Annotated in this window: 13 protein-coding genes; 5 read left to right on the forward strand and 8 right to left on the reverse strand. The window is 62.8% G+C overall.

Annotated features, from left to right (window positions below; translation table 11 throughout):
- Positions 1-86 precede the first annotated feature (86 nt).
- Positions 87-1,691, forward strand: coding sequence for a spinster family MFS transporter (locus JV18_RS0109310; protein ID WP_033074278.1), 1,605 nt, complete (start codon positions 87-89; stop codon positions 1,689-1,691).
- 67 nt (positions 1,692-1,758) lie between these two features.
- Here the strand turns inward: JV18_RS0109310 and JV18_RS0109315 are convergent, their stop codons facing one another.
- From JV18_RS0109315 to JV18_RS0109340, 6 genes are all read right to left on the reverse strand, one after another.
- On the reverse strand, positions 1,759-2,289 hold the full coding sequence (locus tag JV18_RS0109315; protein WP_081944835.1) for a superoxide dismutase family protein: 531 nt from the start codon (positions 2,287-2,289) through the stop codon (positions 1,759-1,761).
- 112 nt (positions 2,290-2,401) lie between these two features.
- Positions 2,402-3,712 (reverse strand): UDP-glucose dehydrogenase family protein, encoded by a 1,311-nt coding sequence (locus tag JV18_RS0109320; RefSeq protein ID WP_033074280.1) that lies wholly within the window; start codon positions 3,710-3,712, stop codon positions 2,402-2,404.
- A gap of 150 nt (positions 3,713-3,862) precedes the next feature.
- Positions 3,863-4,288 carry an ExbD/TolR family protein gene (locus tag JV18_RS0109325; RefSeq protein WP_033074281.1) on the reverse strand — a complete coding sequence of 142 codons (426 nt, stop codon included), beginning with the start codon at positions 4,286-4,288 and terminating at the stop codon, positions 3,863-3,865.
- A gap of 33 nt (positions 4,289-4,321) precedes the next feature.
- Positions 4,322-4,825 (reverse strand): ExbD/TolR family protein, encoded by a 504-nt coding sequence (locus JV18_RS0109330; protein ID WP_033074282.1) that lies wholly within the window; start codon positions 4,823-4,825, stop codon positions 4,322-4,324.
- 125 nt (positions 4,826-4,950) lie between these two features.
- Positions 4,951-5,703 (reverse strand): MotA/TolQ/ExbB proton channel family protein, encoded by a 753-nt coding sequence (locus JV18_RS0109335; RefSeq protein WP_033075183.1) that lies wholly within the window; start codon positions 5,701-5,703, stop codon positions 4,951-4,953.
- A gap of 134 nt (positions 5,704-5,837) precedes the next feature.
- The gene (locus JV18_RS0109340) at positions 5,838-6,509 is read right to left on the reverse strand and encodes an energy transducer TonB (protein WP_033074283.1); all 672 of its coding nucleotides are present in this window, start codon (positions 6,507-6,509) and stop codon (positions 5,838-5,840) included.
- 279 nt (positions 6,510-6,788) lie between these two features.
- On the opposite strand from JV18_RS0109340, the gene JV18_RS0109345 reads away from it, so the two are divergent.
- Together JV18_RS0109345 and JV18_RS0109350 are read left to right on the forward strand one after the other, a co-directional pair.
- Complete coding sequence (locus JV18_RS0109345) at positions 6,789-7,685, forward strand: hypothetical protein (RefSeq protein WP_052071862.1); 897 nt, start codon at positions 6,789-6,791, stop codon at positions 7,683-7,685.
- Positions 7,686-7,811: 126 nt separating this feature from the next.
- A complete protein-coding gene (locus tag JV18_RS0109350) occupies positions 7,812-9,131 on the forward strand; it encodes a homoserine dehydrogenase (protein ID WP_052071863.1) in 1,320 nt (439 codons plus the stop codon).
- A 9-nt stretch (positions 9,132-9,140) separates the two neighbouring features.
- On the opposite strand, the gene JV18_RS0109355 is transcribed toward JV18_RS0109350, so the two are convergent.
- The gene (locus tag JV18_RS0109355; protein WP_235303062.1) at positions 9,141-9,551 is read right to left on the reverse strand and encodes a hypothetical protein; all 411 of its coding nucleotides are present in this window, start codon (positions 9,549-9,551) and stop codon (positions 9,141-9,143) included.
- Positions 9,552-9,641: 90 nt separating this feature from the next.
- Here JV18_RS0109355 and glpX point away from each other — a divergent pair, with 90 nt between their 5' ends.
- Positions 9,642-10,613, forward strand: coding sequence for a class II fructose-bisphosphatase (gene glpX / locus JV18_RS0109360; RefSeq protein ID WP_033075186.1), 972 nt, complete (start codon positions 9,642-9,644; stop codon positions 10,611-10,613).
- Between the two features lie 16 nt (positions 10,614-10,629).
- Here glpX and JV18_RS0109365 read toward each other — a convergent pair whose 3' ends face one another.
- Positions 10,630-11,115, reverse strand: coding sequence for a flavodoxin (locus tag JV18_RS0109365; RefSeq protein ID WP_033074285.1), 486 nt, complete (start codon positions 11,113-11,115; stop codon positions 10,630-10,632).
- A 95-nt stretch (positions 11,116-11,210) separates the two neighbouring features.
- On the opposite strand from JV18_RS0109365, the gene JV18_RS0109370 reads away from it, so the two are divergent.
- Complete coding sequence (locus JV18_RS0109370) at positions 11,211-13,172, forward strand: alkyl/aryl-sulfatase (RefSeq protein WP_033074286.1); 1,962 nt, start codon at positions 11,211-11,213, stop codon at positions 13,170-13,172.
- The last annotated feature ends 9 nt before the right edge of the window (positions 13,173-13,181 follow it).

Here is a 13,181-nt window from a genome sequence, read left to right on the forward strand (position 1 = left end):
AAAGGTGAACCGACTTTCAACTTGCGCGCGAGGCGCGCTCTGCTAGCCATTGGGCAACGATAGAAGAAGCGGGAGACAGAAGCCAGATGGCCGACAGCATCAATGGGACAGCCCCCGACACCGCACAGGCGGCGCCGACCGAACAAAAGGCCAGCCCCTATGCATGGTATGCGCTGGGGATTTTGTTCCTTGTTTATGTGCTCAATTTCATCGACCGGCAGATTATCACTATCCTGGCGCCCGACATCAAACGCGACCTGGGGCTGGATGACGCCGATATCGGCTTTCTTTACGGGACGGCGTTCGCGGTCTTTTATGCCTTGTTCGGCATTCCGCTCGGGCGGCTGGCCGATAGTTGGCACCGCGTCCGCCTGCTGACCATCGGCTTGTCGCTCTGGTCGGCGATGACGGCGGTTTCGGGGCTTGCCAAAAATGGCACCCATCTGGCGCTCGCCCGCATGGGGGTGGGGATTGGCGAGGCAACCGCGTCGCCTTCGGCCTATTCGCTGATTTCCGATCTTTTTCCCAAGAATATGCGCGCCACCGCGCTCGCCATCTATTCCGCCGGGCTTTATTTTGGCGGCGGCATTTCGCTGATGATCGGCGGGCTGATCGTTCAGGGGTGGAATGACGCCTATCCGGGCGGCGGCCCCTTTGGCCTGGTCGGATGGCAGGCCGCTTTCATGGCGGTCGGCATTCCCGGCATTTTGCTCGCCATCTGGGTGGCGACCCTGCGCGAGCCCGTGCGCGGGCTGGTCGACGGCGTTCCGACCGAACCCTCGCCGACGCCGTTCAAGGGCTTTTTCGAAGAGCTTTATGCGGTGATCCCGCCCTTCACCATCTTGTCGGCGGCGTCGCGCGGGATGAAAGCGCTGGCGGTGAATCTGGGCGCCGCAGTCCTGCTTGCGCTCGGCGCCCTCATCATGATCGAGCTCACCGGGGCGACCTTGCAATGGAGCTGTATCGCCTTTGGCTATTATGCCGTCTTTTCCTGGGCCACCTCGCTGCGAAACCGCGATGCGCCGACCTTTCAGCTGATCTGGGGGTCCCGCGCCTTTCTGGCGACCATTTTGGGTTATGGCACCGTCGCCTTCCTTTCCTATGCGTCCACCGCCTTTGCGCCAGTTTACGCACAGGAAGTGCTGGGCGAAAATGCGGGGTCGGTGGGCTTCTGGGTCGGCGGTTCGGCCGCGATGGGCGGATTTCTGGGAGTGATTCTGGGGGGCCGCATGTCCGACGCCCTGCGCTTGCGGAATGAAGGGGGACGAATCCTGGTGGTGGCCTTTGGCCTGTTGGCACCGGTTGTCCCCATTATCCTCGCCTATACCACCACCCCGGAGGCGGGGAGCGGAGACTTTGTCCGCTTCACCGTCTTTGCCGCGCTCGCCAACATGCTGGCCTCAAGCGCGCTGGGGGCGGCGGCGGCAACGACGCAGGATCTGGTGCTGCCGCGGATGCGCGGAACGGCGACCGCGACCTTCTTTCTGGCGACGACGCTGATCGGGCTGGCGCTTGGCCCCTATATGGCGGGGCAGGTTTCGGCCATGACGGGAAGCCTTGCGACCGGCGTGCTCTCGACGCTGCTGATCGTGCCACCGGGTGTAATTGCGCTGATCTTTGCCTATCGGCTCGTGCCGCAGGCGGCCGCCTCGGTTGTCGAGCGAGCCCGCGGCGCCGGAGAGGCTATCTAGGACAAAGCCTTGTCGGGCGGGCACCGGGATTGAACCGGGTCCGCCCGCAGGGAGGCTTCAGCAGAAGTTAGCGGGGCTGGGGCAGGCGGATGACGCCGCAGGCGATGCGCGCGCCGCTGTTTCCGCTGGGATCGCTGCGCATGTCGTCGGGACCGGCATGAATGACGAACGCCGCCCCATCGGCATCGAGCATCGCGCCTTCGCCTTCGAACCGCGTTCCGACCAGCCGCACCGTAGCGCGGCCGATCATATCAGGCTCCACGACGAGATTCGGGAGGTCGCCATGATGCGCCCCTTGCGGATTATCGCGGCCATGCTGGGCGCCGGTGGGGTTCCAGTGCGGGCCCGCGCTTGTGAAATCAGGCGCGGTGCATTGGCCAACGGCATGAACATGCATTCCATAAGTGCCTGCTTCAAAGCCGCGCGCCACGATTTCAAGGCGCAGCCCATCGGCATCGCGATAAATATCGACCCGGCCGCGATCCGCGCCCCTGCCATCGAGCAGATTGGCATGGGCGTCCGATGGCGGAAGGGTCACGGCGTCGCGGCCTTGCCCGCCAAAACCGGTGCAGCCTGCAAGCGCAAGAAGCGAAAGCATCGCGAACCCAATCCCGTGCCGATGATATGGCATCCTCTTCTTTGACATATGCGCTCCCTTTTTCGGACCAGTTCCGCCGGGCGTCGGCGGCTTCCTTGTTCACAAAATGCGGCTAAACGGGGCTGGTTCCAATGGCGATATAGTCGAAACCATGCCGAGTGACTTCGTCCCGGCGATAAATATTGCGCAGATCGACGAGCAAATTTCCCGCCATCGTGTCGCCCAGCCGGGCAAGGTCGAGCGCGCGGAAGGCGTCCCATTCGGTGACAATGGCAAGCGCGTCGGCCCCCTGTGCCGCCGCATAGGCGCTATCCTTCATCTCGACATCCGGCATCATCGCAGCAGCCACCTTCATCCCTTCGGGATCATAAGCGGTCACATGGGCGCCCGCGTCGAGCAAGGTCTGAACAATGGCCAGGCTGGGCGAATCGCGCATGTCGTCGGTGTTGGGTTTGAAGGTCAGCCCCAGCAGCGCCACCGTCTTGCCGCGCGCACTGCCGCCCATCGCCTGAATGATCTTGCGCCCCATGGCGCGCTTTCGAAGGTCATTGGCCTGCACCGTCGCCTCGACAAGGCGGAGCGGCACGTCATTATCCTGCGCGGTCTTGAGGAGCGCGAGCGTATCCTTGGGAAAACAGCTTCCGCCATAGCCGGGGCCGGCGTGGAGAAATTTGCTGCCGATGCGGTTGTCGAGCCCGATACCCCGGGCGACGTCCTGCACCTCCGCCCCCACCGCTTCGCACAGATCGGCGATTTCGTTGATGAAAGTGATCTTCGTCGCGAGGAAAGCGTTCGCGGCATATTTGATCATTTCGGCCGTCCGGCGGCGCGTGACGAGAATGGGCGCTTCATTGAGGAACAGGGGCCGGTAAATTTCGCGCAGCACCGCTTCGCCCTGTTCATCCTCGGCGCCAATCACGATCCGGTCGGGGCGTTTAAAATCGCCGATTGCCGCGCCTTCGCGCAGAAATTCGGGGTTGGAGGCGACACTGTGCTTTCGGCCCGGCGCGCCCTCACGCAGAATACGCTCCACCTCATCGCCTGTGCCCACGGGGACGGTCGATTTGGTCACGATCACACAATCATGGTCGAGGGTCGCCGCCAATTCTTCTGCGGCGCCATAGACATAAGACAGATCAGCATGGCCGTCGCCGCGCCGCGAGGGCGTGCCGACGGCGATAAAGACCGCATCGACATCCGCGACCGCGGGGGCGAGGTCGGTGGTGAAGGACAGCCGGCCAGCCGCGACATTGGCGGCGACAAGTGCGTCGAGCCCGGGCTCAAAAATGGGCATGCGCCCCGCATGGAGCGCGTCGATTTTCGACGCATCCTTGTCCACACAGACGACATCATGTCCGAAATCGGAAAAACAGGCCCCAGAAACCAGCCCGACATAACCGGTTCCTATCATCGCGATCTTCATCTTCTACCCTTTGATCCGGTGGGTGAGGAAGGCCGCGACAGCGCCCCTCCCGCAATATGCGGCGTGTCTAAGGCCTAAGCGTCAAAAGGAAAAGGGCCGCGAATCGCTTCGCAGCCCCTTCCTTCAAATGCATTTTCCAAAATCTAAAGATCAGAAAACGCGCGCATATTGTTCGTTGCCGACAAAGCCGAGCTTGCCAACACCGCTGCGCTTTACCACCGCCATCACATTATCGACGACAAGATAGCGCGCAAACGGATCCGGCTGCACCTGCAATTCAGGCTCGACCGGAAGCGCCTTGGTCTGTTCCAGATATTGCGCAAGCTGCGCAAGATCGACCGGCGTGCCGTTCCACGTGATCGTTCCGGCGCGGTCGATCATCACCTTATTCTTTTCCGGATCGACATTGCTTTGAGCGTCGTTCGGAACGGGGAGGTCGATTTTCACCGCGTGAGTCTGAACCGGGATGGTGATGATGAACATGATGAGGAGCACGAGCATGACGTCGATAAGCGGCGTCGTGTTCATTTCCATCATGGGTTCATTATCGTCCCGATCGCCAACTGCCATGGCCATAGGATTATTCCTTCATTCTGGATGCAAGGCCGATCAGATGCGGCCCAGCGTGGCCGAACCAGCAGCCGGTTCAGAAATGAACCCGATCTTCTGGAAACCGGCGAATTGCATCGTGTAAATCACCCCGCCAATGCACTGATAGGGCGTGTTGACGTCGCCGCGAATATGCACTTCAGGGAAATTTTCCTCGGTGATATTCTGTGGCCCGCCAATATCTTCGAGCAACTGTTCCAGTTTATTCTGACCGCGCTCGAGCAATTGGCGCGAATCCACCGGGGTTTGGCCCCAGTAAACCTCGCAAACACTGCTTTCGCCGTCACCGCCGCCCGCGCCCTTGATGGAAATATTGACATTTTCCGGCTTGGTCGTCGTCGGCTCAAAGGCCACGTCTGGCAGCTCAAGCTCCACCGTTTCCAGCACCACGGGAACCGCGATGAGGAAGATGATGAGCAGCACCAGCATAATGTCCACGAGCGGTGTCGTGTTGATCTCGGACATCGGGGCATCTTCGCCCTTGTCCCCTACACTCATGCCCATAGGATTAGCATCCTGTCACAAAATTATTGTCGATGGACGAGCGGTGACCCATTTCGAACCACCGCTGCCCAGAAGCACCTTCTTCCTTCACCACAAGGATGAAGGAAGAAAGCCGGCCCGATAAATCAGGCCTTTTTCGGTGCAGCCGCAGGTGCAGCAGCGGTCTTGGCGGGCGCTGCCGCCGGAACCGGCTTCACCTGACCGCCCGACATGATCGAACCCAGAACGTCGTTCGAGAAAGTCGAGAGGCTGCGAGCAATCGCCTTGTTGCGGCTCTGCAGCCAGTTGAAGGCGAGAACCGCGGGAACAGCCACGATCAGACCGACGGCGGTCATGATCAGCGCCTCACCGACCGGACCGGCGACGGTGTCGATCGACGCCTGACCCGAAGCACCGATCTTCACCAGCGCGCGGAGAATACCGATAACCGTACCGAACAGCCCGACGAACGGAGCGGTCGAACCCACGGTCGCAAGGAATGCCAGACCCGAGTTGAGCTTCGAGTTGATGTGGCCCTGCGAACGTTCCAGCGTGCCGTGCATCCAGTCATGCGCTTCGACGGGGTCGGTCAGCTTGGTGTGCTCTTCATTGGCGCGCAGGCCATCTTCGACCACCTGACGATAAGCGCTGTTCTTTTCGAGCTTTGCAGCGCCTTCGGCGAGGGTCGGCGCACGCCAGAAATTCGCGTCGACATGCTTGCCCTGGCTGATAACCTTATTCTGCTCGAACAATTTGGTGAACAGAATGTAAAGCGTACCAACAAACATGATGAGCAGCACAAGGAACGTCAGCTGGCCGACGATTCCGCCGTCGCACAGCGCGGGGATCATGCCGTAGGGGTTTTCGCCCTCTTTCTTGACGCACATCGCCGCCGGCATCAGGGACAGACCGCCACCGTGGCTCTCTGCCGCAGCCGCGGCACTTGCGATGAGATTAAACATACTCGAATTTCCCTCTCAAAAAATTTCGTAAGATCAAAAGCCTTGAATATGAACCGTAACCGACAGGCCGCTTACTGCGGAATCTGCCAACGGATCCGGTTGCTATAGCTTCCGGTCGTCGGGTTCCCCGCTCTGTCCTTTGCCGGATCAAAACGGGCTCGGCGTGTGATGAGCTTGCAGGTTTCCGCATCCAGGTCAGGGTGTCCGCTCGACGATGTAATATCGCACGACGTTACGCGACCATCGGTCCCGATCGTGACGCGGAAGCCGGTTGTACCTTCGCGCTCTTCACGCATGGCACGCGCCGGATAATCGTCATTTGTTGCCCAGCGGCCCGGATTGCCGCGCGGCGATGCCCCGGCGGTGAGATCAGGCGCCGGCGGAGCCGGCGGAGCCGGGGGGGCCGGCGGAGCAGCCGGAATAAAAACCGGCGGCGGCGGCGCAGGCGGAGCCTTTGGCACCGACTGGACCGTATTTGTCCGCACCGGCGGCGGAATCGGGGAAGGAGGCGTCACAACCGGCGGCGGCGGCGGCAAAATATTGTCCGGCGGCGGCGGCGGCGGCGGCTCTTCAGGTGGCGGCGGCTCTTCGACCTCCACCACATCCAATTTTTCAGCGATCTTCTTGACGATGCTGATGTTCAGTCCGTTAACCAGGCCATAGCCCAGCATCGCGGTGAACACACCGACCAAGACGATCGCAATGACCCTGTTTTTAGGGTCTGTCGTATCACCATAAGCCATTCAGGGACGACGCTCCTTGCTAGATCATCCTGACACCAAATCCGTACCGACAGGCCCGAATGCCAAATGCCCGGATGATTTCCGATGCGCTGAGCAGACCCGACGGCTTCACCCCTGGCTATATCTGTTTTTGCCAGACGCTTCGTCGCCCGTCCTATCGCGGTGGCGACAAGTTCGCAAACCCTTTATCAGCGGTTAATGTGGACTCTTTCATGATGATGGTCCGCCCCCTATCTTGGGGTTCAAATCACGGGAATATCGACGGAAAGAGAGTTGATCATGCGCGCGCTTGCCTCCGCCACCCTGGCCATCCTCCTCCTTTCCGGGGGAGAAATATCACCTGTTCCGCCTGCGCAAGCGGCCTCCGCCGCGACTTTGGCGGCCGATGCAGAGGTGATTCGCTATAGTTATGCCGATCTTGCCGACCTCGCCTCGGCCGCACCGCTGGTGATCAAGGCGCAGATACGAAAAAGCGCCCAGGTGGAAGCAGCACGGGCGCCGGGCCTCGCCCCGGGACACGCCCGCCTTTATGTTGAAGCCGATGTCGACAGCCTGATTCGCGGCGGGGGGCCGCTGGCGTCGCGGGTGAGCTATCTTGTCGATCTGCCCCTTGAAAATGGCCGCACGCCCAAGCTGCGAAAGAAAATGCCGATGCTGTTGTTCGCCCGGTCCGTGTCTGGTGGAACGCCGGGGAGCACGGACACGGGCAGCGTTCGCCTGGTAGCCCCTGACGCACAAATTGCTTCGGATCCTGCAACCGAAGCGCGGCTGCGCGCCATTCTTTCTGAGCTGGTCAAACCGGGTGCGCCGCCCGCCATCACGGGAATCGCCAATGGTTTCCATGTGCCCGGCACGCTGCCGGGTGAAGGCGAGACGCAATTATTCCTGGACACCGAGACCGGCGAGCCGGTTTCCATCACCATATTGACCGCCGCCGATGGGTCGCGGCGCTGGGCCGCCGCCTTTGGCGAAATTGTCGATGGATCGGCCGCCGCTCCCAAACGGGATACGCTGGCCTGGTATCGCCTCGCCTGCGGATTGCCGCGCACGCTGCCGCTCACCAAGCTGCGCGGAACCTTGCCCGAGGACCGGCGCAAGGCGACCGCGGATTATGCCGTCGTGCTGGGGGCGCTGGGTGAATGCACACGCACCCGCACGCCGCCACCCGCGCGATAAAAGAAGGCCGAATAGGTTGGCGAACATACAGACCCGGGGTTGTTTCGACATGAAAAGCCGATAGGGGAGCGCAGGAAATGGGGGATATCCCCATCATTTACGCCCCTCAACCCATGGAGTTGCCGCATGTCGCCTCACCCCGCCCCTAACGCCCCCCGCCCCCCGCTGCGCGTGGCGCTGGCGGGTATTGGCGTAGTGGGCGGCGGCGTCGTTCGCCTGCTCGAGACCAATCGCGAGCTGATCGAGCGGCGCGCAGGCCGCGCCATTGAGATTGTCGCGGTTTCCGCGCGCGACCGGCAAAAGGATCGCGGGGTCGACCTGTCCCCCTATCGCTGGGAAGATGATATGGGGGCGCTGGTCGCGGCCGATGACGTCGATGTCGTCGTCGAAATGGTCGGGGGCGCCGACGGCCCCGCGCTGACCTTTGCGCGTCAGGCGCTGGGCGCGGGCAAGGCGCTTGTCACCGCAAACAAGGCGATGATCGCGCATCACGGCCTCGATCTTGCGCGCCTGGCCGAGGAAAAGGACACGCCGCTGAAATATGAAGCCGCGGTCGCGGGCGGCATTCCGGTGATCAAGGCGATTCGCGAAGGCGCATCGGCCAATCGGATCGCGCGCGTCTATGGCATACTCAACGGCACCTGCAATTATATCCTCACGCTGATGGAGCGCGACGGCGCGAGCTTTGACGATGCGCTGGCCGCCGCCCAAGCCGAAGGATTCGCCGAGGCCGACCCAACCTTTGACGTCGAAGGCGTCGATGCGGCGCACAAGCTCGCCATCCTGGCCGCGCTCTGCTTTGGCGCGCGACTCGACATTGATGCCGTGACCACCAGCGGGATCCGCGACATCATCGCCGCCGATATTCGCGAGGCCGAGGCGCTGGGCCACCGCGTCCGCCTGATCGGCATGGCAGAGCGCGATGAGACGGGGCTGTTCCAGCGCGTCCAGCCCTGTCTCGTCCCCGCCGACCATCCGCTGGCTTATGTTCCCGGCGCGCTCAACGCCGTCGTGGCCGAGGGCAATTTCGTCGGGCGACTGTTTTTCGAAGGCGCGGGCGCGGGTGCGGGGCCGACGGCGTCGGCGATTGTGGCCGACATCATCGACATTGCGCGCGACGAATATGGTCCCGCCTTTGCCATGCCGGTTGAGGCGCTCGACCACGCGCCCGCGGCCGATGCGGGGGCGCGGGTCGGCAAACATTATATCCGCCTGATCGTCGAAGACCGCATCGGCGTGCTTGCCGAAATCGCAACCGCGATGCGCGATGCGGAGGTTTCTATCGAAAGCTTTATCCAGCGCGGCAATGATGAGGAGGATGGCGTGGTTATCGCGCTCGTCACCCACGAAGGCCCCGCGCGCGCCATCCATGCGGCGCTCGCCACCCTGTCGGCATCGGACCATGTCGTCGGGACGCCGATGCATATGCCCATCCTCGCCCTTTAGGGTCAGGACCTAGGGTGGCGGAGCGTCCCGGTCCGGGTCGGTGCGCTCCTTCATCATTTCATAGAGCGGATTATATTCGGGACCCGGCGGATAGCCGCCGCCGATGGACGTCCAATTATAGGGCAGCTTGTCGAGGCTCATCGCCTGCGCTTCGGCGCGCGGCAGTCTGGGCGGCGCTTCGCGCCCCACGCCCGCTATCGCACGCAATTCGGGCGGCAGGCGGTAAAGCTCGGTATCGGTGCCGCAGACGGTGATCGAGCCGTCATCGGCGGGCTTGCAGCGCTTGATCGGATCGACCAGTTCTTTTGCCCTCGCCATCGCCCCTTCCGCATCGGGAGCGGGCGGGCCCTGCACCTGTGCGCCCGCCTGCGTCATCGCCATGACATGCGCTGCGGCGATGAGGCCAGCGAATCGGGACAAGTATTCTCGACAAGCGGGGCGACGGGACATATGGCGCGCATCATGGCCCGGCTGGGCAAAGAAACAAGCGAAATAGGGAAGGTGATCGGCATGACGAAGAGCGGCAGCAATCTCGACCGGGTCCTCGTGCTCGAAATGGTGCGCGTGACCGAAGCTGCGGCAATCGCCGCCGCCGGGCTGATCGGACGCGGCGATGAAAAGGCCGCCGATGCCGCCGCCGTCGAGGCGATGCGCGATGCCTTCAACACTCTTTATATGGACGGCACCATCGTCATCGGCGAAGGCGAACGCGACGAAGCGCCCATGCTCTATATCGGGGAGAAGGTCGGCAGCGCTCCGGGCAAGGGGCCGAAGATCGACATTGCCGTCGATCCGCTGGAAGGCACGACGATCACGGCCAAGGCCGGCCCCAATGCGCTGGCGGTGCTGGCCATTGCCGAGGAAGGCTGCCTGCTCAACGCCCCCGATGTCTATATGGACAAGCTGGCGGTCGGCCCCGGCTATTCGCCCGATATCGTCAATTTCGACAAGAGCGTGCGCGAAAATGTCGAAGCGGTGGCACGCGAAAAAGGCTGTGCGCCCGCCGATATCATCGTATGCGTGCTCGACCGCCCGCGCCATGAAAAGATTATCGCCGAGCTGCGCTCGATCGGCTGCGGCGTTGCGCTGATCCCCGATGGCGATGTGGCGGGGGTGATCGCGACGACCAACCCCGAAACCAATGTCGATATCTATATGGGATCGGGCGGTGCTCCCGAAGGCGTGCTCGCCGCCGCTGCGCTGCGCTGTGTCGGCGGGCAGTTCAAGGGCCGCCTCTTGTTCCGCAACGATGACGAACGCCGCCGCGCGAAGAAATGGGGAATCGAAGATCTCGACCGCGTCTATGACCTTAGCGATCTTGCCAAGGGCGATGTGATCTTTGCCGCCACCGGCGTGACGGACGGGTCGCTGCTGCGTGGGGTCAAGCGGCGTCGCGGCGGCACCATGACCACCGAAAGCGTCGTGATGCGCGCTTCGTCAGGCACGGTGCGCTGGGTAAAGGGCGAGCACCGCCTCGACTGAAGCGAGCCTACAGCCCCTAGAAAATTCCCGCCGCCAGCCCTTCAGCAAGCGCGGCGCCCATGTCCTGCGCCTCGGTCCGGCGGTCGTCGGGAATCCTTTTGGGCGCCAAAATAGCTTCGGGTGTTTGAGCGTCGGTGTTGACGATGACGGGATCGGCGACACGCTTCAGCCGCCAACCGGTCGCGATGCGGTCTAGCTGGCGCTGGGCATTTTCGCCGTCCGACCCGGCGCAGATGATCGTCGCATAGGGGCGCCCCTCGATCTGGCCGAGGCAGGGGTAATAGCAGCGGTCGAACATCTCTTTCATCGCACCCGACAGCGCGGCGAGATTTTCAGGACCGACGAACAAATAGCCCGCCGCCGCAAGGAAATGGTCGGGCGTGACTTCTTCGGCGGCGATACATTGCCCGCTTGCACCCGCCCCCTGTGCCGCCGCATCGGCCAGCTGGCGGCTGCCCCCGGTACGGCTGTGCCAAATGATAAGCAGTTTGCAGTCTTTCACCGCAGCCCCTCCTATGCTCTCGCTGTTAGAGAACAGCGAGAGCCCCGGCTTGGCAACCCCCGGACGAGGGCGCAATAGCGCTAAGGGAGAGAAGAATGAAATCGGCATGGATCTGGGCGACGGCCCTGTTGTTGCCCCTGCCCGCGATGGCGCAGGATGCGGCGAGCGAAGCGACGCGCGAGGCCCAGGCCAAGGTCGCCGCCCGGCTCGCGCTGAGCGATCCCGGCGATTTCACCAATGCCATGCGCGGCAAAATTGCCGAAATTCCCGACGGACTGATCACCGCCAGCGATGGCCGCATCGTCTGGGACCGGCGCCTCTATGCCTTTCTGGATGCGGAACAGGCGCCCGAAACGGTGAACCCATCGCTGTGGCGGCAAGCGCGGCTCAACGCCATCCATGGCCTGTTCGAGGTTGTGCCCGATAAGATCTGGCAGGTGCGCGGTTATGATTTGTCGGTGATGACGATCATTCGCGGAAACAGCGGCTGGATCATCGTCGATCCGCTGCTGACCGAAGAAGCGGCAGCGGCAAGCTGGGACTTGTTCAAACGCCATGTCGAAGCGGGTGGCAAAGCACGGCCCATCCGCGCCATTCTCTTTTCGCACAGCCATAGCGACCATTTCGGCGGGGTCGGCGGCATCGTCACCCCCGAGGAAGTGGCGGCGCAGCAAATTCGCATCATCGCCCCGCACGGCTTTTCCGAGGAAGCCACTTCGGAGAATATATTGGCGGGCAATGCGATGAGCCGCCGCGCCGCCTATATGTTCGGTGCGGCGCTGGCGCCGGGGCCGCGCGGGCAGGTCGATACCGGGCTGGGACCGAAATTATCGGCGGGAACCATCGGCTATATGGAGCCAACCGAGACAGTTCCGGCGAGCGGCGGCAGCTGGACGATCGACGGGCTGGCGTTCGAGTTCCTGGACGCGGGCGGGACGGAGGCGCCCTCCGAATTTCTCTTTTACATCCCCGCCTATCGGGCGCTGCACACGACCGAGGTTGTGACGCGCAATCTGCACAATGTGCTGACGCTGCGCGGGGCACAGGTGCGTGATGCGCTGCGCTGGTCCAAGTCCATCGACGCAGCGCTTTTGAAATGGGGCGACAAGGCCGAGGTGGCGATGGCGTCGCATCATTGGCCGACCTGGGGAAATCAGGCGATTGCAAACTGGCTTGCGGGCCAGCGCGACGCCTATCGCTATGTGCATGATCGCACGCTGTTCCACGCCAATCGCGGGGCGACCCTGCACGAGCTGGCGGAACTGACCGCCGAAGCGCCGGTGCAGGGCCGCGATTTTGCGACGCGCGATTATTATGGGACGCTCAATCACAATATGAAGGCGACCTATCAGCGCTATTTTGGCTGGTGGGACGGCAACCCCGCCACTTTCAATCCCCTGCCCCCCGCCGAAAGCGCCGCCAAATATGTCGCGCTTGCCGGCGGAAGTGACAAGCTGCTCGCGGCTGGAAAAGCTGCGATTGCGGCGGGCGATTATCGCTGGGCGGCCGAACTGCTGAACAAGCTGGTTTTTGCCGAGCCGGAGAATGAGGCAGCGCGGGCGACGCTCGCTTCGGCTTACGACCAGCTTGGCTATCAGGCCGAATCGGGGGCATGGCGCAACTATTATCTCGCCGCCGCCGCCAGCTTGCGCGGAACGGAAGGCGCCAGTCACGGCAGCAACGGGCAGGGCCGCAGCTTTATCCGCGCCATTCCCACGCCGGTCTTTTTCGATGCGCTGGCAACGCGCTTTGACGCCGATAAAGGCGCAGCGCTGTCCGGCACTTTTCAGTTCATCCTGCCCGACAGCGAGGAACACATCGCGGTCGTTGTGCGCGGCGGGGGCGAAGTGCCCCGCTATGGCGTGACCGATGCCGCCCCGACGGCGACGATCACGGTCGATCGGGCAACGCTGGATGATGTGATGCTGCGCAAGGCCGATTTCCCGGCCCTGCTGCAATCGGGCGCGATCAAGGTTGCGGGTGACCGCGCCGCCTTCCTCCGCTGGTTCGCGCTGCATCCGCCCGCCGATCCCACCTTCAATATTGTTGTCCCTTAGCCGCGATAG

The sequence above is a fragment of the Sphingopyxis sp. MWB1 genome (genome assembly GCF_000763945.1).
Lineage (GTDB): Bacteria > Pseudomonadota > Alphaproteobacteria > Sphingomonadales > Sphingomonadaceae > Sphingopyxis.

Bases quoted from the DNA above. Each gene is read 5' to 3' on its own strand.
- JV18_RS0109310 (WP_033074278.1), top strand. From the start codon at position 87: ATGGCCGACAGCATCAATGGGACAGCCCCCGACACCGCACAGGCGGCG.
- JV18_RS0109315 (WP_081944835.1), bottom strand. From the start codon at position 2,289: ATGCTTTCGCTTCTTGCGCTTGCAGGCTGCACCGGTTTTGGCGGGCAA.
- JV18_RS0109320 (WP_033074280.1), bottom strand. From the start codon at position 3,712: ATGAAGATCGCGATGATAGGAACCGGTTATGTCGGGCTGGTTTCTGGG.
- JV18_RS0109325 (WP_033074281.1), bottom strand. From the start codon at position 4,288: ATGGCCATGGCAGTTGGCGATCGGGACGATAATGAACCCATGATGGAA.
- JV18_RS0109330 (WP_033074282.1), bottom strand. From the start codon at position 4,825: ATGGGCATGAGTGTAGGGGACAAGGGCGAAGATGCCCCGATGTCCGAG.
- JV18_RS0109335 (WP_033075183.1), bottom strand. From the start codon at position 5,703: ATGCCGGCGGCGATGTGCGTCAAGAAAGAGGGCGAAAACCCCTACGGC.
- JV18_RS0109340 (WP_033074283.1), bottom strand. From the start codon at position 6,509: ATGGCTTATGGTGATACGACAGACCCTAAAAACAGGGTCATTGCGATC.
- JV18_RS0109345 (WP_052071862.1), top strand. From the start codon at position 6,789: ATGCGCGCGCTTGCCTCCGCCACCCTGGCCATCCTCCTCCTTTCCGGG.
- JV18_RS0109350 (WP_052071863.1), top strand. From the start codon at position 7,812: ATGTCGCCTCACCCCGCCCCTAACGCCCCCCGCCCCCCGCTGCGCGTG.
- glpX (WP_033075186.1), top strand. From the start codon at position 9,642: ATGACGAAGAGCGGCAGCAATCTCGACCGGGTCCTCGTGCTCGAAATG.
- JV18_RS0109370 (WP_033074286.1), top strand. From the start codon at position 11,211: ATGAAATCGGCATGGATCTGGGCGACGGCCCTGTTGTTGCCCCTGCCC.